The 20,993-nt window shown below is 67.1% G+C and carries 20 protein-coding genes; 10 read left to right on the top strand and 10 right to left on the bottom strand.

Going from position 1 to position 20,993, the window contains the following annotated elements:
* Positions 1–31: 31 nt before the first annotated feature.
* From DID99_RS21465 to mnmC, 7 genes are all read right to left on the bottom strand, one after another.
* Positions 32–562 (bottom strand): SET domain-containing protein, encoded by a 531-nt coding sequence (locus DID99_RS21465; protein ID WP_124486811.1) that lies wholly within the window; start codon positions 560–562, stop codon positions 32–34.
* Positions 563–750: 188 nt separating this feature from the next.
* On the bottom strand, positions 751–1,863 hold the full coding sequence (locus tag DID99_RS21460) for an NADH:flavin oxidoreductase/NADH oxidase (protein ID WP_124667522.1): 1,113 nt from the start codon (positions 1,861–1,863) through the stop codon (positions 751–753).
* 192 nt (positions 1,864–2,055) lie between these two features.
* Entirely contained in the window at positions 2,056–2,766 is a 711-nt protein-coding gene (locus tag DID99_RS21455) for a glutamine amidotransferase (protein WP_124520510.1), read from the bottom strand.
* A gap of 28 nt (positions 2,767–2,794) precedes the next feature.
* Positions 2,795–3,433, bottom strand: a complete 639-nt coding sequence (locus DID99_RS21450) for a MarR family winged helix-turn-helix transcriptional regulator (RefSeq protein ID WP_044845216.1) — start codon at positions 3,431–3,433, stop codon at positions 2,795–2,797.
* Between the two features lie 505 nt (positions 3,434–3,938).
* Positions 3,939–5,054, bottom strand: a complete 1,116-nt coding sequence (locus DID99_RS21445; protein WP_006490006.1) for a YbdK family carboxylate-amine ligase — start codon at positions 5,052–5,054, stop codon at positions 3,939–3,941.
* A gap of 14 nt (positions 5,055–5,068) precedes the next feature.
* On the bottom strand, positions 5,069–6,283 hold the full coding sequence (locus DID99_RS21440; protein ID WP_044845215.1) for a cation:proton antiporter: 1,215 nt from the start codon (positions 6,281–6,283) through the stop codon (positions 5,069–5,071).
* A 675-nt stretch (positions 6,284–6,958) separates the two neighbouring features.
* A complete protein-coding gene (gene mnmC, locus DID99_RS21425; RefSeq protein WP_124667521.1) occupies positions 6,959–8,920 on the bottom strand; it encodes a bifunctional tRNA (5-methylaminomethyl-2-thiouridine)(34)-methyltransferase MnmD/FAD-dependent 5-carboxymethylaminomethyl-2-thiouridine(34) oxidoreductase MnmC in 1,962 nt (653 codons plus the stop codon).
* A gap of 14 nt (positions 8,921–8,934) precedes the next feature.
* On the opposite strand from mnmC, the gene DID99_RS21420 reads away from it, so the two are divergent.
* The gene (locus DID99_RS21420) at positions 8,935–9,297 is read left to right on the top strand and encodes a hypothetical protein (RefSeq protein WP_124486807.1); all 363 of its coding nucleotides are present in this window, start codon (positions 8,935–8,937) and stop codon (positions 9,295–9,297) included.
* A gap of 13 nt (positions 9,298–9,310) precedes the next feature.
* Entirely contained in the window at positions 9,311–9,589 is a 279-nt protein-coding gene (locus DID99_RS21415) for an HU family DNA-binding protein (protein WP_006401505.1), read from the top strand.
* Positions 9,590–9,723: 134 nt separating this feature from the next.
* Here DID99_RS21415 and DID99_RS21410 read toward each other — a convergent pair whose 3' ends face one another.
* Together DID99_RS21410 and DID99_RS21405 are read right to left on the bottom strand one after the other, a co-directional pair.
* Positions 9,724–11,037: a GTP-binding protein gene (locus tag DID99_RS21410; RefSeq protein WP_124667520.1), complete on the bottom strand. Its 1,314-nt coding sequence runs from the start codon at positions 11,035–11,037 to the stop codon at positions 9,724–9,726.
* Between the two features lie 167 nt (positions 11,038–11,204).
* On the bottom strand, positions 11,205–11,654 hold the full coding sequence (locus DID99_RS21405; protein ID WP_044845212.1) for a lytic transglycosylase domain-containing protein: 450 nt from the start codon (positions 11,652–11,654) through the stop codon (positions 11,205–11,207).
* A 368-nt stretch (positions 11,655–12,022) separates the two neighbouring features.
* Between DID99_RS21405 and gspD the strand changes: the two genes are divergently transcribed.
* The 3 genes from gspD to gspF are packed head-to-tail and all read left to right on the top strand — an operon-like array spanning position 12,023 to position 17,047.
* Positions 12,023–14,329 (top strand): type II secretion system secretin GspD, encoded by a 2,307-nt coding sequence (gene gspD, locus DID99_RS21400; protein ID WP_124571502.1) that lies wholly within the window; start codon positions 12,023–12,025, stop codon positions 14,327–14,329.
* Positions 14,326–15,825, top strand: coding sequence for a type II secretion system ATPase GspE (gene gspE / locus DID99_RS21395; protein WP_124486804.1), 1,500 nt, complete (start codon positions 14,326–14,328; stop codon positions 15,823–15,825). The genes gspD and gspE overlap by 4 nt, the downstream gene beginning before the upstream one ends.
* 4 nt (positions 15,826–15,829) lie before the next feature.
* Entirely contained in the window at positions 15,830–17,047 is a 1,218-nt protein-coding gene (gene gspF, locus DID99_RS21390; RefSeq protein ID WP_124571503.1) for a type II secretion system inner membrane protein GspF, read from the top strand.
* 30 nt (positions 17,048–17,077) lie between these two features.
* Here gspF and DID99_RS21385 read toward each other — a convergent pair whose 3' ends face one another.
* Positions 17,078–17,488 carry a hypothetical protein gene (locus DID99_RS21385; protein ID WP_044845208.1) on the bottom strand — a complete coding sequence of 137 codons (411 nt, stop codon included), beginning with the start codon at positions 17,486–17,488 and terminating at the stop codon, positions 17,078–17,080.
* A gap of 177 nt (positions 17,489–17,665) precedes the next feature.
* Between DID99_RS21385 and gspG the strand changes: the two genes are divergently transcribed.
* The 5 genes from gspG to gspK are packed head-to-tail and all read left to right on the top strand — an operon-like array spanning position 17,666 to position 20,973.
* Positions 17,666–18,118 (top strand): type II secretion system major pseudopilin GspG, encoded by a 453-nt coding sequence (gene gspG, locus DID99_RS21380; protein ID WP_027783126.1) that lies wholly within the window; start codon positions 17,666–17,668, stop codon positions 18,116–18,118.
* 42 nt (positions 18,119–18,160) lie between these two features.
* A complete protein-coding gene (locus DID99_RS21375; protein ID WP_124520436.1) occupies positions 18,161–18,694 on the top strand; it encodes a GspH/FimT family pseudopilin in 534 nt (177 codons plus the stop codon).
* Positions 18,695–18,696: 2 nt separating this feature from the next.
* A complete protein-coding gene (gene gspI / locus DID99_RS21370) occupies positions 18,697–19,176 on the top strand; it encodes a type II secretion system minor pseudopilin GspI (protein WP_409333448.1) in 480 nt (159 codons plus the stop codon).
* Positions 19,154–19,858, top strand: a complete 705-nt coding sequence (locus DID99_RS21365) for a type II secretion system protein J (protein ID WP_124486801.1) — start codon at positions 19,154–19,156, stop codon at positions 19,856–19,858. The genes gspI and DID99_RS21365 overlap by 23 nt, the downstream gene beginning before the upstream one ends.
* 2 nt (positions 19,859–19,860) lie before the next feature.
* Positions 19,861–20,973 (top strand): type II secretion system minor pseudopilin GspK, encoded by a 1,113-nt coding sequence (gene gspK / locus DID99_RS21360; protein ID WP_124571504.1) that lies wholly within the window; start codon positions 19,861–19,863, stop codon positions 20,971–20,973.
* The last annotated feature ends 20 nt before the right edge of the window (positions 20,974–20,993 follow it).

Below are 20,993 nucleotides of genomic sequence, written 5' to 3'. Positions count from 1 at the left end.
AGCAGCCGCGCGCGATGCGCGGCCTCACCGGTCACTTCTTCTTTTTCTTGTCCTTCGCGCCGGACTCGGACTTGCCGTCCTTCCTGTCCTTCTTCTTTTTCTTCTTGCCGTCGTCGTCCGGCGTGGCGAGCAGCGTGCCGCGGCATGCGGTCGCGCCGCAATGGCACGCGTATTCCCGCTTGAGTTTCTTCGTCAGCTTCTCGTCGATCACGAGGCCGTAGTCGTAGAACAGCTCTTCTTCCGGCCCGATGTCGCGCAGTGCGTGGATGAACACGCGGCCCTTGATCTCCTCGGCCTCACAGTTCGGCGCGCACGAATGATTGATCCAGCGCGCGCTGTTGCCGTCGATCTTGCCGTCGATCACCCCGCCCTCTTCCAGTGCGAAGTAGAACGTATGGTTCGGCTCGTTCGGGTCGTGCGGATGGCGGCGCAGCGCTTCCTTCCACGAAATTCGCTCGCCCTTGTATTCCACTACGCGTTCGCCGGCCTTGATCGGCTCCACCGCGAACACGCCCTTGCCGTGAACTCCCGAGCGGCGTACCGCGATCCTGCGTGAACTCATCGAACGAATCCTTTGAAGACGACTTGAATGGAAGACGGCCGCGCTGTCGTTTTGCGCGGCCCTGCGTCGCGCAAAACGAAAACGCGGCACCGGTCGGTGCCGCGTCGGGACATGCGGCGAATCACCCGCATCCTACACGTTCAAGATTGCTTCGCTCAACATCGCGCGCAATATTGCGCGCATGACGCTCAGCGCTGGCCGAATGCGATGTCGCCGAACAACGCCTTGTGCTCGCGCGGCTGCGAACGCCAGTACTGCGGCGGCGCCGACACCTGCGCGCCGAGCTCGGCAGCCGCATGCCACGGCCAGCGCGGGTCGTACAGCATCGCGCGCGCCATCGCGACGAAATCGGCGTCGCCCGACTCGATCAGCCGGTTCGCATGCGCGGGATCGTTGATCAGGCCGACCGCGATCGTCGGCATCCCGACCGCCCGCTTCACCGCCTGCGCGAACGGCACCTGGTAACCGGGCGACAGCGGAATCTTCTGTAGCGGCGACACGCCGCCGGACGACACGTCGATCCAGTCGCAGCCGCGCTGCTTCAGCTCGTGCGCAAACGCGATCGTGTCCTCGAGTTCCCAGCCGCCCTCGACCCAGTCGGTCGCCGACACGCGCACGCCGACCGGCCGGTCCGCCGGAAACGCCGCGCGCACGATCTCGAAGATCTCGAGCGGAAAGCGCATCCGGTTTTCGCGCGAGCCGCCGTATTCGTCGGTACGCTGGTTCGCAAGCGGCGACAGGAACTGATGCAGCAGGTAGCCGTGCGCCGCGTGCACCTCGATCGCATCGATGCCGAGGCGCGCGGCACGCTTCGCGCTCGCCGCGAACGCGTCGCGGATCCGGTTCAGGCCGGCCGCGTCGAGCGCGAGCGGCGGCGTCTCGCCGTCCTTGTGCGGCAGGGCCGACGGCGCATGCGGCAGCCAGCCGCCATCGGCGACGGACACGAGCTGGCCGCCCTTCCACGGCACCTCGCTCGACGCCTTGCGCCCCGCGTGCGACAGCTGCATCGCGATGCGGACCGGCGAATGCTTGCGGATCGCCGCCAGCACGGGCTTGAGCGCTGCTTCGGTCGCGTCGTCCCACAAACCGAGGTCGCCGGCCGTGATGCGCCCGTCGGGTTCGACCGCGGTCGCTTCGATGCAGAGCAGGCCCGCGCCGGACAGCGCGAGATGGCCCAGGTGAATCATGTGCCAGTCGGTCGCCTCGCCGCGCTCGGCCGAGTACTGGCACATCGGGGAGATCACGATCCGGTTCGGAAGGGTCACGCCGCGCAGCGTGAACGGGGAAAACAGCGCAGTCATGGAGGCCGCTCGCCAGGAAAGGGAAACAGCGGACGAGCGTAGCATGCGGGCTCGAAGCCTGCTGGCGGCCGGTTCGGCAGTAAGCGGATGGTCAGGTACCGCCGGCAGCGATGCCGCGCGCACACGGCATGCAGCGGTGCGCCGGCCGGCAAGGCCTGCGGGCCGGTCACGCGCGGTGCCGCTCGCTCGGGATCAAAGCCCGACGCTGTCGAGCCACTCCGCGAACATGCGTCGCGCGGCCGCCTCCAGCGCGGGACCGTGCTGCACGGTGTCGGCGCGCAGCTGGCGTGCGTCGATGCCGGGCGTCGACGCGATTTCGCCGGCGTTGCCGATCAGCCAGGGTTCGAAGCGGTCGGCACGGATTTCGGGATGGCATTGCAGCGCCAGCACGTGCTGCCCCCACGCGAACGCCTGGTGGCGGCAGGCCGGTGTCGAGGCCAGATGGATCGCGCCGCCCGGCAGGTCGAACGTATCGCCGTGCCAGTGCAGCATCGAGGTCGCCGCGCCGTCGAGATGGCGCAGCGGCGACGCGCGGCCCGCGTCGGTGAGCGTCAGCGGCGCCCAGCCGAGTTCCTTCTGCGCAGCCGGATAGACGCGCGCACCGAGCGCGCGGGCGATGAACTGCGCGCCAAGGCAGATGCCGAGGATCGGCAGCCCGGCGTCGATGCGCTGGCGCACGAGCGCCGTGAGCGGCGCGATCGACGGATACTGCGCGTCTTCGTACACGCTGAGTGGCCCGCCGAGCATCACGAGCAGCGCCGGCTTGAGCGCGTCGAGCACCTCGACGCGCGACGCGCCGACGTCGACGTAGCGCACCCGCCGCCCGCGCGCCCCGAGCACCTGCTCGAAGCTGCCGAGGTCCTCGAAATGCACGTGGCGGATCGCCACCACTTCAGCGTTCATCATCGGCCTCCCGGTCGATCGACGGACGTCAGCCGGCGAACACCTTCCAGGTCTTCTTTTGCGTTGCCGCGTCGGCTTCTTCGTGCACCGAACAGTCGAGACGCAGATCGCTGTCGGCCATCGACAGGTCGAGCGCCGCGCAGTGATGCACGGTCTTCTTCGACTGCTTGCCCGGCTGGAAATGCGTGCACGTCAGGCACATGCGCTGCGGCGGCGTCGCGCCGGCCACCTGCAGTTCGCGCAGCGTCTTCAGCAGCGCGCGGTACAGCGCGCCCTGCTCGTCCGCGCCGAGCTTGCCGACCGCCTTCGTCAGGAATTCCGGCCATTGCAGCGCCTTCTTCGCCGCGGTACGGCCGCGCGCCGACAGGCGCACGGCAAGCGCGCGGCCGTCGTCCAGCGCGCGGCGCTTCTCGACGAGCCCCTTCGTCTCGAGCGTGCTGACCGCATCGCTGGTGGTCGCAGCCGTGAGCTGCGTCTCGCGCGCGATCTCGCCGAGCCGCATCGGGCCCTTGCGTTGCAGCAGCAGCACGAGGATCTCGCCCTGCGTCGGCGTGAGGCCCGCGCCTTCCGCCCAATCCCATGCCTGGCTTCGCATGGCCGTACTCAACCGCAGCAAGCTGTGGGTCACACGTCCCGAAGCCTGATTCCCGTAAACGCCTTCGCTCATAGTCTTTTCGCTTTGCCGCCGCCCGGATTGCCGAGCAGCCGTAGTGTGGAGATCGAATGTCTATCTCAAAACAGACGCTCATCGAGGAGCGTCGACACGGCCGTCGCGAGGCACACGCGGCGGTCGCGTTCGCGGCGACCGGTGAGACACAGGTCATTCCGGTGTCCGCAAAGCCGACATTCTAAGCGAGAGCGGAAAATCGCACAGCTAAGTTATCCCCTTCATTCTGTGGAAAATCGCTGGATAACCGGATTTTTTCGTTGTGCCGGCAATCCCTGCCGGCCTCACGGCGCAACGCGCAAACATTTTCCTGTTCGAATCGGCCATCGTGCGGCTGGTGGCGATCCACCGGGTTATCCATACCGCAGTGCGTTGACTTTGCAGCGGAATATCCAGTTATCCACAGATTTTCAGGAGGACTGGCGACGCGGAACGCCCGAATCGGCGTCGACCGGCATTCAGCGAATCGCCGCGCGGTCGAGCCTGTAATCTGCAAAACATTTTTTCATTCACGCCAGCGCAGGCACTGCTGGCGGACCGTCTCGTTCAGCGATTTTTCCTGTTTGAAAACGGTTCTCAACCACGATGCGTCATTCACGCGCGCCTTCGCGAGCGCACCGATCTCGTCGAGTGCCGCGCGCGAGCCGAGCGCGGCCGCATGCGGCGCGATCCGGTCGAGCGTGTCGAGGATGTCTTCCGCGATCGTGCGGCGCTCACCTGTCTGAGGATTGACGCAGGTGCCCTCGAGCCCGAAGCGGCAGGCTTCGAAACGGTTGAATGTGTAGACGAGATAGTCGTCCTCCGACAGCTTCAGCGGCCGGTCGGTCAGCAGGTAGCGCGCGAGCGTCTGGATGTAGCACGCGATCGCGGCCGCGCGGTCGACCGACAGCGGCGTGTCCATCACGCGCACCTCGATCGTCCCGTAGCCGGGCTTCGGCCGGATGTCCCAGTAAAAGTCCTTCATCGAGTTGACGACGCCCGTGTTGACCATCTTCGTGAAGTACTCCTCGAAGCTGTCCCAGGTCAGCACGAACGGCGCGCGGCCCGACAGCGGGAACGCGAACACCGAATTCAGGCGCGCCGAATGGAAGCCGGTGTCGACGTTCTGCACGAACGGCGACGACGCGGACAGCGCGATGAAGTGCGGAATGAAGCGCGACATCGAGTGCAGCAGGAACAGCGCGCTGTCCGGATCGGGACAGCCGATGTGCACGTGCTGGCCGAACACGGTGAACTGCTTCGCGAGATAGCCGTACAGCTCGGAGATGTACTGGAAGCGCGGCGCGTCGTAGATCTGCCGGTCGCTCCATTGCTGGAACGCGTGCGTGCCGCCGCCGGCGAGCCCGACGTTGAGCTGGTCGGCCGCCTTCACCAGCACGTCGCGGATCGCGTGCAGCTCGGAGACCGCCTGCTCGTGCGAATGGCAGATGCCGGTCGACAGCTCGATCATGCTCTCGGTGATTTCAGGCGTGATGTTGCCGGGGAAGGTCTCGCCCTGGATCAGGCGCATCAGGTCGGATGCAGCCTTGGTGAGGTCGTAGTTGTGCGTGTTGACGACCTGGATCTCCAGTTCGACGCCGAACGTGAACGGTTCGGAATTGACGAAGGTTTCGAGTGCCATGGCAGGTTCCGGAATCAGTTTCTGTCGCTGCGTTCGCTGACCGCTGACAGGCAGCGGTAGACGACGAACGGGCTGACGAGCTGCAGGATCACGATCGTGCACATCACGATCGCGCGCAGGTGCGGGTCGAAATTCGGATAGAGCTGGTAGGTGTCGTCGACGAGCAGGTACGACAGCGCGGACATCGGCGTCAGCGCGATGCCGAGCGCGACGCCCTGCTTCATCCCGAGCCCGCTCGGCTTCGCGAACGCGACGACGCCGGCGAGCTTGGCGGCGAGCCGCGTGACGATCAGCGCGATCGCGAGCAGGCCGCCGAGCGCGATGTCGCCCCACGTGAACGACGTGAGCGTCAGCACGAACAGGATCACCGTCAGCAGCCAGCCGGCCGTGCCGAAATGCTCGGGCCACAGCTGCGGCCGCGCTTCGAGGTTCTTCACGATGATGCCGGCGAGCAGCAGCGTGAGCAGTGTCGACAGCTTCAGCGCCTGCGCGACCGCGATCGCGAGCATCACGAGCCCGAACAGCGCGACGAACGAATGCTCGTCGCGCATCGTCGCGGTCATGTGACGGAACAGGTAATTGCACGCCCGCGCGACCAGGTACGCGACGATGAACGAACCGGCGATCAGGTAGGCGGGTTGCAGGATCGTCGCGAAAACGTTCCCGTACGCTTCCTGGTGGAGCCAGCTCGTGACGAGCTTGGTCAGCACGATCGCGTACACGCTGTTCAGCGCGGTCAGCGTGATGAGGCGCTGCGACACCTGCCCTTCCGCGCGCAGCTCGGTCTTGAGCTGGATCACCATCGACGGCGACGTCGCGATTGCGATCGCCGACAACACGAGCGCGACCATGCCCGACACGCCGAGCGCGAGCATCACGAACAGCACGAGCACGAACGTCAGCGTCGCCTCGGCCAGGCTCGACGCAATGAGCCACGGATTGCGGCGGATCCATTTCAGGTCGAGGCGGCTGCCGAGCTCGAACAGCAGCAGGCCGAGCGCGACGTCGATCAGCAGCCGCGAGGTTTCGTCGGTGCTCGCGTCGATCACGCCGAATCCGAACGAACCGGCGATGAGACCGATCACCGCATACCCGGTGATGCGCGGCAGCCGCCATGCGCGATAGCACAGCTCGCCACACAGACCGGCCGCGAACAACGCGAGCCCGGCCCAGAACACGGCATCCGGCGCGAGCGGCCAATTGGGCAGGAATGAGAACGCCGACTTCATCGTGGTGACTTCTCCTTTGGAAGCAATCGCCAGCGGCGCGGGGTCAAGCGTCAGAAATGAGATGCGCGCCGGCTGGGTATCGCCCCGAGTGTGAATGTTGTGGTCGACGACGGCGGGACATGGGATCCGCCTCTTTCCGCCATCCGGCGGAACTGTCGTTCAGGCTGCCGATCTGGATTGTCGGCCTGGTGTGTGAACGGACTGCGCAGTCTCGATGATTCAGATTCGAAATCGAGCCGACCGTTCCATTGAAGCATGTCCGGCGCTTGGCCGAACGAACGCGAAGGAAACCGATTGTGCCACAGCTTTTTCGCTCCGGAACCGATTGAATCGACTCGCGGCGCTGTGAGGCGCCACAGGTCTTTGGTTTCAATGGTTTACTTGTATATATACGTAGTAGAAGTTAACAAGGCGCTCACAGTTCTGTGGATAACTTCGGTTTACGCAACAAGATCAAGGCGTTGGCGCGGCCATAAGTCGTTGCACAGGCTGTTTGCTCACAGAGGTTTGAGTTGGGCAACTTTCGGGCCGTTTCACAGCTGTGCCGAGTTGCCCAGTTTACGTCCACTGTGATTGCACACGAAGTGCGTGCGGATTTCGCGCGGTTATCCACAGCGTCGCGTGGATAACCTTGCGCGAAAAAATCGAAGGACTGTGAGGATTCGGCTGACGAGATCAGCCGATCTGGCGGCCGCGCAGCGCGCGGATCAGGAACCGGGCCGGGTCGACGGCATCGGCGAGTTCGCGCTCGAGCGGCAGCGGCTCACCTTCCAGTTGCGACGCGATCAGTTCGGCGCCGAGCGCGGCCCACACGAGGCCGCGGGAACCGTAGCCGAATGCGCCGTACAGGCCCGCGGTGCGCGGCAGGTCGCGCGCCCTCGCACCGCTCAGCGCGCGTGCGTTCGCGACGGCCTGCGCTTCGTCGGCGAGCGGGCCGATCACCGGCACGCGGTCGGCGACGACCCAGCGAAACGCGACGCGCCCGCGCAGCGTATCGACGTCCGGCAACTCGCCGATCAGGCCGGGCAGCAGATGCCGGACGCGCTCGATATTTTCGATATGCCCGGCGCCGCGCATCGCCGGATCGAGGTCGTCGGGTTCGAACGTCGCACCGATCAGCAGCGTGCCGTCGTCGAGCGGTACCGCATAGCCGTCGCCGATCGCGGGGCACGGCAGCGGTGCCGTGCTGCCGGGCGGCAGCAGCGTGAGCTGGCCGCGCACCGGCTGCAGCGCGACGTGTCGCAGGCCCGCGAGACGCACGGCGTCGCCGGCGTTCGCGAGCACGACGACCGGCGCCTCGGCGAGCGTCGCGCCTGCCGCGTCGACGGCGCGCCACGTGTCGCCATCGCGCTCGATTCGCGCGACTTCGGTGCCGGCGAGCAGTGTCACGCGTTCACCGGCCGCCGCGACTTGTGCGGCGCAGACCCCGGCCGGCCAGACGGCGCCGCCGTGCGGAAACAGCAGGCCGCCATGTGCGACCGGCAGGTTCAGATGCGCGCGCGCGGCGTCCGTGTCGAGCAGCGACACGTAGTCGGACGGTGCGCCGAGCGCGTCGAACGCGTCGCGCATCCGCACGAAATCGTCGGCCGATTCCGCGAGATGGATCATCCCGCGCGTGCTGCGCGCGAACGCATGACCCGCATGCTCGAGCGCGCGCCAGCGTGTCAGTGCATGCAGGAAACCGCTGCGCGTGAGGCGGCTCGCGACGTTGTCGTCGCGCGTCATCAGTGGATGGAATACGCCGGCCGGATTGCCCGATGCGTCGCTCGCGATCCGCGCGTGCCGCTCGATCAGCGTGACGTTCCAGCCGCGCGCGGCGAGCCGTTCGACGACCGCGCAGCCGGCCAGCCCCGCGCCGATCACGATCGCGTCACGCGCGGCAACCGGCAAGGCGCGCGGCGGTTCGTGCCGGCGCATCCGCCAGCGCGGTGCGTATTCGCCCGCGAGCATCGCGAACTTGCCGGCCAGCCCGGCCATCTTGCGATACGTGAAACCCGCTTCGAGGAGCGCTTGTTTCACCACGCCCGCGCTCGAATAAGTCGCAAAGGTCGCCTTCTCGGCGGCGATACGTGCGAGCGCGCGGAACACGTCGGCCGACCAGAGATCCGGGTTTTTCGCGGGCGCGAAACCGTCCAGATAGAACGCATCGGCGCGTGCGACCAGTTTCGGCAGCATCTCGCACGCGTCGCCCAGCGCGAGCGTGAGCACGACCCGGCCAGCGTCGAATTCGAGGCGATGAAAACCGGGAACGAGCATCGGCCACGCATCGGCGAGCATTTCTGCTTCCGTCGATATCGTTGTGTTCGCAACCATATGGGACAGTGCCCGGCGCAGGTCATCGCGCGAAAACGGATGCTTCTCGAACGACACGAAATGCAGCCGTTCGCAGCGCGCGGGATCGTCGCGCCAGGCGGCCCAGGTCGCGAGGAAGTTGACGCCGGCGCCGAACCCCGTCTCGACGATCGTGAACGTGCGCCGGCCTTGCCAGCGCCCGGGCAGCGCGTTGCCCGCGATGAACACGTAGTTCGCCTGCGCGAGCGCGCCCGCGACGTTGTGATAGATGTCGCCGTACGCGGGCGAGATGAGGGTGCCGTCGTCGCGGAACGCGAGCGTGGCGGGAACGAGTCGGTCGGGCATGCGAAACAAAAAACGTGGCAGCCAAGCCTGGCAAGGGATTGCGCGGAGGCGTCCGGCGGGTCGTTGGCAAAAACCAACGGCGTTGCGCGGCGGCGGACCCGGCTGCGTATCCCGTCCGGTTGGCGCAGGTCAAAAAACGGGCAATCGACGATTCATTCGGCGAAATACCGATGAAAATCTTTGAAACCCTTGTCGTTATTGGGTTTGCGCTGCGCTATCATAGCAACGCCGTACCGCGGGGTGGCCTTCCGGCAAACCGGACGGCACGTCGCGCGGGCCAGGATTCGGCGCTGTGCCGTCGAAGTCTGACTCTCGACGGCACGGTTCGCGCACGTATAATCGGCGCGTTCGCGCTGTTCGTGTCAAACCTAACCTGAAAAAGGAACCTTAATGAACAAACAGGAACTGATCGACGCCGTCGCCGCCCAAACGGGCGCCAGCAAGGCTCAAACCGGCGAAACGCTGGACACGCTGCTCGAAGTCATCAAGAAGGCCGTGTCGAAGGGTGATGCGGTTCAGCTGATCGGCTTCGGCAGCTTCGGTTCGGGCAAGCGCGCAGCACGTACGGGCCGCAACCCGAAGACCGGCGAAACCATCAAGATCCCGGCAGCCAAGACGGTCAAGTTCACGGCTGGCAAGGCGTTCAAGGACGCCGTCAACAAGCGTTAATCCAGCGCCTGTTCCAGGAAAAAAACCCGCCGTTCGGCGGGTTTTTTGTTGGGCGCGCGCGGCATTTTCGCCACAGTTCGCGCCCCTCTTGCAAGATTTAACGGTTGCCTGTCGCAGGCTGTTTTTACCGCGTATTACGCGTGCACGATCTGCGTGTCGCCGGGATCGTCGTCGTCGTGCGCATCGACATCCCACACCGGGAACGGATCGTCGAACGCGCTCCATTGCGCCGCACCGAGCGCGAATTCCGCGTCGGTGAGCAGGCATGCGTCGAGTTTTGCGCGCCATGCGTCGGCATCGAGCCCGATGCCGATCAGCACCAGTTCCTGACGGCGATCGCCGACCGAGCGGTCGTCGAGGTCGCCCTGCCACTCCGTGCGAATTTCGGCGAGCAACTCGTCGTCGTCCGGCCATTCCGCGCGATCCTGCGCGGCCCACCAGAGGCCCGCCGGGCCATGCCGGCACACGCCGCCCGCCTGCGACAGCGAGCCCGCGATGTCGTTGCGCGTCGCGAGCCAGAAGAAGCCCTTGCTGCGCAGCACGCCCGGCCACTCCTGATGCAGCAGCGCCCAGAGCCGTGCCGGATGAAACGGCCGGCGCGCGCGGTAAACAAAATTGCCGATGCCGAATTCGTCGGCTTCGCCATGCACGTGCGCATGATGCGGATCGTGGCACTCGGGATCGTCGCAATGCGTGTGATCGTGATCGAGCGACGCGAGCCAGCCCGGCGCGTTCGCGGCCTCGTCGAAATCGAAGCGGCCGGTGTTCAGCACTTCCTCGAGCGGCACGTTGCCGAACGTCGACACGACCTGGTGCGCGCGCGGGTTGAGCCGCGCGAGGATGTGCTGCAGACGCGCGAGTGCTTCCGCGCCGACGAGGTCGGTCTTGTTGATCACGAGCACGTCGCAGAACTCGATCTGCTCGATCAGCAGCTCGACGAGCGTGCGATCGTCTTCGTCCGATGCGGCGATGCCGCGCGTCGCGAGCGCGTCGTCGGAACCGTAGTCGCGCAGGAAATTGTAGGCGTCGACCACGGTGACGAGCGTGTCGAGCCGCGCGACGTTCGACAGCGATGTGCCGTCGTCGTCGACGAACGTGAAGGTTTCGGCGATCGGCATCGGCTCCGCGATGCCGGTCGATTCGATCACGATCGCGTCGAAGCGGCCATCCGCCGCGAGATTGCGGATCTCGACGAGCAGGTCGTCGCGCAGCGTGCAGCAGATGCAGCCGTTCGACATCTCGACCAGGCGTTCCTCGACATGCGACAGCGCCTGCGCATCGCGTACGAGCGACGCATCGATGTTGACCGCCGCGAGATCGTTGACGATCACGGCGACTTTCAGGCCTGCGCGGTTCGCGAGGATGTGATTGAGCAGCGTGGTCTTGCCGGCGCCGAGGAAACCGGACAGCACGGTGACGGGCAACGGCTGGTTCATTGCCGGATTCATAACGATTTGCACCAACGGAAAAAAGGGAAAAGCGGCCGCGGCGCCCTGACGGGGCGCGATCGGCCCGGAGCCGGTCGCCCGGGCCGGTCGAAACCGCGGCGTGAGATCCGCATTGTGCATCAAACGCGCGCCGGCCGAGCGGCACGGCGTCGGCAAGCGCCGCGGCGTCACTGCTCGGGCGGCATCAGCTTCCACTGCGTCAGGATCCCGGCGATCTGCCGCGCATACTTGTCGCGCAGCGACGGCGTTTCCGAATGATAGGCGCCGACGGCCTGCCATGTGTTGCCGTAGCGATTCATCTTCTGGCGCAGGTGCCACGCGGCGATGTAGACGTTCTTGCACGGCTGCATCAGCGTGTCGCGGCCGATGCCGTAGCGCGACAGCGCCGGCAGGTGGATCGAATTGATCTGCATCAGGCCGTAGTCGACCGAGCCGTTCGTATTCTTGTTCAGCGCGTCGGGCCGGTTGTGCGACTCCTGCCACGCGATCGCGCGCAGGATCAGCGGATTGACCTTCTGGTAGCGGGCGGCCTCGTCGAAACAATCCGCGCGTGCGCTTCCGCAGGCGAACCACACGCCGGCGGCGATCAACGCGATCGAAGCGAACCGTCTGTTCATGGTGCGGAAAACGAAAGAAATGGGCGCAAGGATCGGGAAAACCCGTGTCCGTTATTCGTGCGACTGGAAACGTGCCGCCCGTATCATACCGAGAGTCCGTCACGTGGCGGCATGCGAACGACGGCTGCCCGTTTATACCGCATTTTCGTGTCGATTCATCGCAAAAACGACGGCGATGAACGGCACGCCGGGGCGGCGCCGAAATCTTACATATTGCATACGGTGCGCCGGATACATGTCGTATGTGAGACAGTCCTCGGCTCAATGTGATATTCCGGACATGAAAAGCTGCTAATGTCGCCTCTTTCGGACCTGGATCCCAGCACTACCGCCGGAAGTGGCCTGAGCCGGCATCGACCCATTCATCCATGACAAGAAATCGCTTCGTTATGCGGCGCATCGCGACGACCCTGATCGTCGCCGGCATCATCGTCTCGCAGGCCGCCTACGCTCAGGTCACGCTCAATTTCGTGAATGCGGACATCGACCAGGTCGCCAAGGCGATCGGTGCCGCAACCGGCAAGACCATCATCGTCGACCCCCGCGTGAAGGGGCAGCTCAATCTCGTGGCCGAACGGCCGGTGCCGGAAGACCAGGCGCTGAAGACGCTGCAGTCGGCGCTGCGCATGCAGGGCTTCGCGCTCGTGCAGGATCACGGGGTGCTGAAGGTCGTGCCGGAAGCCGACGCGAAGCTGCAGGGCGTGCCGACCTATGTCGGCAATGCGCCGCAGGCGCGCGGTGACCAGGTCATCACGCAGGTGTTCGAGCTGCGCAACGAATCGGCGAACAACCTGCTGCCGGTGCTGCGGCCGCTGATCTCGCCGAACAACACGGTCACCGCCTACCCGGCGAACAATACGATCGTCGTCACCGACTACGCGGACAACGTGCGCCGCATCGCGCAGATCATCTCGGGCGTCGACAGCGCCGCGGGCGCGCAGGTCCAGGTCGTGCCGCTGCGCAATGCGAACGCGATCGACCTCGCCGCGCAGCTGCAGAAGATGCTCGACCCGGGCGCGATCGGCAACAGCGACGCGACGCTGAAGGTGTCGGTCACCGCCGACCCGCGCACCAACTCGCTGATGCTGCGCGCGTCCAGCGCGTCGCGCCTCGCGGCCGCGAAGCGCCTCGTGCAGCAGCTCGACGCGCCGAGCGCGGTGCCCGGCAACATGCATGTCGTGCCGCTGCGCAACGCCGATGCGGTGAAGCTCGCGAAGACGCTGCGCGGGATGCTTGGCAAGAGCAGCAGCGACAGCGGCTCGTCGGCGTCGTCCAACGATGCGAACAGCTTCAACCAGAGCGGCGGCTCGTCGTCGAGCGGCAACTTCTCGACCGGCACGTCGGGCACCCCGCCGCTGCCGTCGGGCGGCCTGGGCGGTTCGTCTTCGTCGTCGTACGGCGGTGGTTCGTCCAGCGGCGGCGGTCTCGGCACGGGCGGCCTGCTCGGCGGCGACAAGGACAAGAGCGGCGACGACAACCAGCCGGGCGGGATGATCCAGGCCGACGCGGCCACCAACTCGCTGATCATCACCGCGTCCGATCCCGTTTACCGCAACCTGCGCTCGGTGATCGACCAGCTCGACGCACGGCGTGCGCAGGTCTATATCGAAGCGCTGATCGTCGAGCTGAACTCGAATACGTCCGGCAACCTCGGCATCCAGTGGCAGATCGCCCAGGGCCAGTTTCTCGGCGGCACGAACTTCAGCGCCCCCGGTACGCCCAGCGGCAACATCCTCGGGGTGTCGGGCGCGGTTGCCGCCGGTGGTACGGCGGGGCTTGGCGCGCTGGGGCAGACGCTCCTGCCGGGCCTGAACGTCGGCTGGCTGCACAACATGTTCGGCGTGCAGGGCCTTGGCGCGCTGCTGAATTATTTCGCGGGCGTGAGCGACGCGAACGTGCTGTCGACGCCGAACCTCATCACGCTCGACAACGAAGAGGCGAAGATCGTCGTCGGCCAGAACGTGCCGATTCCGACGGGGTCGTATTCGAACCTGACGAGCGGCAACACGAACAACGCATTCAATACCTACGATCGCCGCGATGTCGGCCTCACGCTGCACGTGAAGCCGCAGATCACCGACGGCGGCATCCTGAAGCTGCAGCTCTACACCGAGGATTCGGCGGTCGTCACCAGCACGTTGACCGCCACGACCGGCCCGACCTTCACCAAGCGCTCGATCCAGTCGACGATCCTGGCGGACAACGGCGAAATCATCGTGCTCGGCGGCCTGATGCAGGACAACTACAACGTGTCGAACAGCAAGGTGCCGCTGCTGGGCGACATCCCGTGGATCGGCCAGCTGTTCCGCTCGGAATCGAAGAACCGACAGAAGACCAACCTGATGGTGTTCCTGCGCCCGGTGATCATCACCGACCGGCAGACCGCGCAGGCGGTGTCGGCGAACCGCTACGACTATATCCAGGGCGTCACGGGCTCGTATAAGTCTGACAACAACGTCATGCGTGACAAGGACGATCCGACCGTTCCGCCGATGCCGCTCGGCCCGAGCGAAGGCGGCTCGGCACTGAACCTGTTCGACCTGACGAAGATTCGCCGCCAGCAGCAGGGCCCGCAGCCGGCGCAGCAGGCGCAACCGGCCGTCCAGCCGCAAGCCGTGCCGCAGCAGCAGATGCAGCAACAGCCGCTGACGGTGCCGTCGGGAGCCTCGCAGTGACCGACGTGCTCGCGTCCTCCGCCCACGACGGCGCGCCGGGCGAACGGCAGCCGCCGTCGCCGCTCGCCGCGCGCCTGTTGCCGTACGGCTTCGCGAAGAGCGGCCAGGTGCTGATCGCGCACCAGCTCGACGACACGCTCGAGGTGTGGATCAGCGAACGCACGAACGATGCGGCGCTCGCCGAAATCGCGCGCAACTTCGGCTCGATCTCCGTGCATCGCGTGCCGGCCGACGAGCTCGCGCAGGCGATCAACCAGGCCTACGCGCGCCAGGACGGCAGCGCGGCGCAGATCGTCGGCGAGGTCGAAGGCGAAGTCGACCTGTCGCGGCTGATGCAGGACATCCCCGAAGTCGAGGATCTGCTCGAATCGGAAGACGATGCGCCGATCATCCGGATGATCAACGCGCTGCTCACGCAAGCGGCGCGCGAACAGGCGTCGGACATTCACATCGAGCCGTTCGAGAATGCATCGGTCGTGCGGTTTCGCGTCGACGGCACGCTGCGCGACGTCGTGCGCCCGAAGAAGGCGCTGCACGGCGCGCTGATCTCGCGGATCAAGATCATGGCGCAGCTCGACATCGCCGAGAAACGCCTGCCGCAGGACGGCCGCATCACGCTGCGCGTCGGCGGCCGGCCGGTCGACGTGCGGGTGTCGACGCTGCCGACCGGGCACGGCGAGCGCGCGGTGCTGCGTCTGCTGGAAAAGGATGCGCAGCGCCTGAACCTCGAAGCGCTCGGGATGGGCCGCGACACGCTCGTCCAGTTCGACAAGCTGATCGCGCGACCGCACGGCATCGTGCTCGTCACGGGCCCGACGGGCTCGGGCAAGACGACGACGCTGTATGCGTCGATGTCGCGGCTCGAAACGGCGACGACCAACATCATGACCGTCGAGGACCCGATCGAATACGACCTGTCCGGCATCGGCCAGACGCAGGTGAACGAGCGGATCGGGATGACCTTCGCCCGCGCGCTGCGTTCGATCCTGCGCCAGGATCCGGACGTGATCATGATCGGCGAAATCCGCGACCTCGAAACCGCGCAGATCGCGGTGCAGGCGTCGCTCACGGGCCACCTCGTGCTCGCGACGCTGCACACCAACGATGCGGCGTCCGCCGTCACGCGCCTGACCGACATGGGCGTCGAGCCGTATCTGCTCGCGTCGTCGCTGCTCGGCGTGCTCGCGCAGCGCCTGGTGCGGCAGCTGTGCCCGGTCTGCAAGGAAGAGCGGCAGGAGGAAGGCCGCACCGTGTGGCATCCGGTCGGCTGCGACAAGTGCGGGCATTCGGGCTACACGGGCCGGCGTGGCGTATACGAACTGCTGGTGGTCGACGATTCGATCCGTACGCTGATCCACCGCAACGCGGCCGATGCGGAGATTCTCGCCGCGGGCCGCGCGGAAGGGATGCGCACGCTGCGCGACGACGCCGAGCGTTGGCTCGCGGCCGGTGCGACGTCGCTCGAGGAAGTGCTGCGCGTGACGGGAGGCGCATAGCGCGATGTCGGCATTCCGTTTCGAAGCAATCGATTCGGCCGGGCGCGCGCAGAAGGGCGTGATCGATGCCGACAGCGCGCGCGCCGCGCGCGGCCAGCTGCGCACGCAGGGGCTCACGCCGCTGGTGGTCGAGCCGGCCGCCAGCGCGAGCCGCGGCGCGCGCTCGCAGCGCCTCGCGTTCGGCCGCAAGCTGTCGCAGCGCGAACAGGCGATCCTCACGCGCCAGCTCGCGAGCCTGCTGATCGCGGGGCTGCCGCTCGACGAGGCGCTCGGCGTGCTCACCGAGCAGGCCGAGCGCGACTACATCCGCGAACTGATGGCCTCGATCCGCGCGGAGGTGCTCGGCGGCCACTCGCTCGCGAATGCGCTGGGCCAGCATCCGCGCGACTTCCCGGAAATCTATCGCGCGCTCGTCGCGGCGGGCGAGCACACCGGCAAGCTCGGCATCGTGCTGTCGCGCCTGGCCGACTACATCGAACAGAGCAACGCGCTGAAGCAGAAGATCCTGCTCGCGTTCACGTATCCGGGGATCGTCACGCTGATCGCTTTCGGCATCGTCACGTTCCTGCTGAGCTACGTCGTGCCGCAGGTCGTCAACGTGTTCGCGAGCACGAAGCAGCAGTTGCCGATCCTCACGGTCGTGATGATGGCGCTGTCGGATTTCGTGCGGCACTGGTGGTGGGCGATCCTGATCGCGGCCTCGCTCGTCGTGTGGGTCGTGAAGGCGACGCTGTCGCGCGACGGGCCCAGGCTCGCGTTCGACCGCTGGGTGCTGACCGCGCCGCTCGCGGGCAAGCTCGTGCGCGGCTACAACACGGTGCGCTTCGCGAGCACGCTCGGCATCCTGACCGCGGCCGGCGTGCCGATCCTGCGCGCGCTGCAGGCGGCCGGCGAGACGCTGTCGAACCGCGCGATGCGCGCGAACATCGACGACGCGATCGTGCGCGTGCGCGAAGGCTCCGCGCTGTCGCGCGCGCTGAACAACGTGAAGACGTTTCCGCCGGTGCTCGTGCACCTGATCCGCTCCGGCGAGGCGACGGGCGACGTGACGACGATGCTGGATCGCGCGGCGGAAGGTGAGGCACGCGAGCTCGAACGCCGCACGATGTTCCTGACGAGCCTGCTCGAGCCGCTCTTGATCCTGGCGATGGGCGGGATCGTGCTCGTGATCGTGCTGGCCGTGATGCTGCCGATCATCGAGCTGAACAACATGGTGCAGTGACGGCCTGACCGCCGGTCAGGCCACCGCCGTTCAACGCATGTAGATCGCGGGCGACGGCGTGTTCGCGGGGAGCTGGACTTCGGCGCGCGCGCCGTTGCGGTCGACGATGATCGAGCGGTTGCGCACTTCGGCGAGCTTCGCGCCGGGCGCGAGCTCCGCGCCGAGCGACACGGCGCGCGGCGGCTCGCCGCCGATGCCGACGATCGCGGCGCCGCCATGATCGAGCGCGAGAATGCCGAACAGGTGGATGTCCTGCACGGGATTCTTGTCGAGCTGGCCGCCGAAGAGCGCGGCGGCGTCCTCGGTGCGGATCGGCAACCGCGCGGCGGCGGCGGGCAGCGGCGCTTCGCGGGCCGACAGCGTGACGACCCAGTAGGTGGCCGTCGCGCACAAACCCGCGAAGAGGGCTAGGGAGAGGATCCGGATCGAGAGCGCGTTCATGCGCGCTATTGTACGGATGTATATGAAATTTGCGTTGGGTGAAAGCCCTCGGCAGTGCGCGCCTTACAATGCGTGCTCCGCGCCCGGGGGAAACGGAAGCTGGCCGTCAGGCAAACGTCCGGAATGCGCCGGGTGCGTCACTTAATCGACGACATTTTTTGGAAGAGGTAGTCAGTCATGCAAACGTGGATCACTCGCCGTAATGCGGCCGTGCGCCGTCAGCGCGGTTTCACGCTGATCGAGATCATGGTGGTGGTCGCGATCCTCGGGATCCTGGCGGCACTGATCGTGCCGAAGATCATGAGCCGTCCCGACGAGGCGCGCCGTATCGCCGCGAAGCAGGACATCGGCACGATCATGCAGGCGCTCAAGCTGTACCGGCTCGACAACGGCCGCTATCCGACCCAGGAACAGGGCCTGAACGCGCTGATCCAGAAGCCGACCACCGATCCGATCCCGAACAACTGGAAGGACGGCGGCTATCTCGAGCGCCTGCCGAACGATCCGTGGGGCAACGGGTACAAGTACCTGAACCCGGGCGTGCACGGCGAGATCGACGTGTTCAGCTACGGCGCCGACGGCAAGGAAGGCGGCGAGAGCAACGATTCCGACATCGGTTCGTGGCAGTAAGCCTGCGCTGACCGTCCCGACGTTCTCCCCGTTCTTCACTCCATGCCCGCCCCTCGCACGCCCTTGCGCTCCGCTCGCGCTCGCCGCGACGGCCGCGTGCGGCGCGGCGCGGCCGTGACCGTGGCACGCGCACGCGGCTTCACGCTGCTCGAGATGCTGGTCGTGCTCGTGATCGCGGGCCTGCTGGTGTCGCTCGCGTCGCTGTCGCTGACGCGCAATCCGCGCACCGACCTGCGCGAGGAAGCGCAGCGCATCGCGCTGCTGTTCGAGACGGCCGGCGACGAAGCACAGGTGCGCGCGCGCCCGGTCGCGTGGCAGCCGACCGCGCACGGTTTCCGCTTCGACGTGAGCTCGCCCGACGGCTGGCACACGCTGCGCGACGACGTGCTGCGCCCGCGCGACTGGGACGGCGGCGTCACGGGCGCCGATATCGACTATCCCGGTTCGGACACGCGCGCGAGCCGCGTCGTGTTCGGCACGGAAAGCATCGACACGCCGGTGCGCGTGACGCTGCATTCGGCGGTCGGCAGCGCGACGATCGTCGGCACCGGCAACGGCCGCTACGAGGTGCAATGACGATGCGTCGTCGCCTGCCCTTTCCGGCCGCTTCCCGCCCCCCAAGGGGACTCCCTTCGGGGCACCCCAGGCGTACTTCCTCCGGAGACCGGCCTGCGGCCGGCCTCGTCGGGGCGCGCGGCTTCACGATGATCGAGGTGCTGGTCGCGCTCGCGATCATCGCGGTCGCGCTCGCCGCGTCGATCCGCGCGGTCGGCACGATGGCGACCAATGCATCCGATCTCCACCGCCGGCTGCTCGCCGGCTGGAGTGCCGACAACGCGCTCGCGCAACTGCGCCTCACGCATGCGTGGCCGGAGGTCGGCGAACAGAGCTTCGACTGTTCGCAGGGCAACCTGCAGCTGGTCTGCACGCAGCGCGTGAGCACGACGCCGAACCCGGTGTTCCGGCGCGTGCAGATGTCGGTGAGCATGCCGGGGCGCGCCGGCGTGCTCGCGCAAATGGTGACGGTGGTCGCGAATGAAACCAGCCGTCCGCTCTGACGCGCCGATGCCGCGCCGGCCGCTGCGCGCCGCCGGCTCGCGCCGCGTGCGCGGCTTCACGCTGATCGAACTGATGATCGCGATCGCGATCCTCGCGGTGGTCGCGATCCTGTCGTGGCGCGGGCTCGACCAGATCATGCGCGGCCGCGACAAGGTCGCGGCCGCGATGGAAGACGAGCGCGTGTTCGCGCAGATGTTCGACCAGATGCGCATCGACGCGCGGCTCGCCGCGACCGACGACGAAGCCGGCCAGCCGGCGATCGGCGTCGCCGGCAACACGCTGCAGATCGTCCGCGAGCTCGACGTGCCGGGCGCCGCGCCGCGGCTGCAGGTGGTCCGCTACCGGATCGCCGGCGGGCGCGTCGTGCGCTATGCATCGCCGCCGCTCGACGACGCGAACCGCCTGCGCGACGTGCTGAAGGACAGCAGCGTCGACGGCTGGAGCTGGGTCGCGCTGATGGGCGGCGTCGGTGCGATCGACGCGAAGCTGTACGTGCCGCGCGTCGGCTGGACCACCAACCTGCAGACGGCCAACGACGCGCTCGCGCAGAACAACGACGCGCTGAAGGTGCCGCAGATCGGCAACGCGCCGCCGGCGCGCGCGGTGACGGGGCTGCAGGTCAGCATCGGCGCGACCTCGCTGCGCGTGCCCGTCACGCGCATCTTCCTCGTCGGGGAATGACGATGCGCGCGCGCCCTCACCGTTCCCGGTTCGCCGCTCGTGGCGCCGCACGCGCCCGCCGCGAGCGCGGCGCGGCGATCATCACCGCGCTGCTCGTCGTCGCGCTGTCGGCGATCCTCGTGTCGGGGATGCTGTGGCGCCAGCAGGTGCAGATTCGCCGCATCGAGAACCAGCGCGTGATCGCGCAGGCGCAGTGGGTCGCGCGCGGCGCGCTCGACTGGACGCGCATGATCCTGCGCTCCGAGGGCGACACGGCGCCCGGCATCACCTATCTCGGCGGGATCTGGGCCGTGCCGATCGCGAAGACGAAGCTGTCGGATTTCCTCGGCCGGATCGGCGCGCCGAACGACAACGGCGGCGAAGACACCTACATCTCCGGATCGATCGAGGACGCGCAGGCGAAGTACAACCTGCGCAACCTCGTGTCGTCGCCGGCGCCCGGCGTGCTGCAGCTCAACGCGATGCAGCTCAAGGCGTTCCAGCGGCTGTTGACGACCCTCGGCTACGACGGCGCGCTCGCGAAGCGCATCGCACTGCAGATGCGCGCGGGCCTGATGCACTCGGCGACGCGTTTCCAGACGCCGACGCTGCCCGGCGCCGGAACGGCCGCGACCGCGCCGGTGCCCGGCGGCGACACGGCCGGCAACTTCACCGACGAGCCGGGGATGTCCGACGGCGACCGCGGGCCCGCGCCGCTCGTGATGACCGGCGTCGACAGCCTGCTCGACGTCGACGGCGTCACGCCCGAAATGGTCGCGCGGCTGCGCCCGTTCGTCACCGTGCTGCCGACCACGACGCCGGTGAACATGAACACCGCGCCGGCCGAGGTGATCGCGGCGCTGATGCCGGGGATGAGCGTGTCGTCCGCGCAGGCGCTCGTAGCGCGGCGCGAGACCGTGTTTTTCCGCAACGTCGGCGACGTGCAGCTCGCGCTGCGCGGTGCCGGCGCGCCGAACGTGACGATCGACTCGAGCCTCGTCGACGTCAATTCGAGTTACTTCATCGTGCATGGCCGGATTCAGCACGATCGCGCGGAGGTCGATCGCACCTCGCTCGTGTATCGTGATCCGACCACGCACTCGACGCGGGTCGTGCGCATCCGCGACCAGCTATAACGACGCCATCCGGGAGAGGA

Source organism: Burkholderia sp. Bp8986 (genome assembly GCF_003854225.1).
In the GTDB taxonomy this organism is placed as follows: domain Bacteria; phylum Pseudomonadota; class Gammaproteobacteria; order Burkholderiales; family Burkholderiaceae; genus Burkholderia.
The sequence above is the reverse complement of the archived record's forward strand: the minus strand, read 5'-3'. Positions and strand labels throughout refer to the sequence as shown.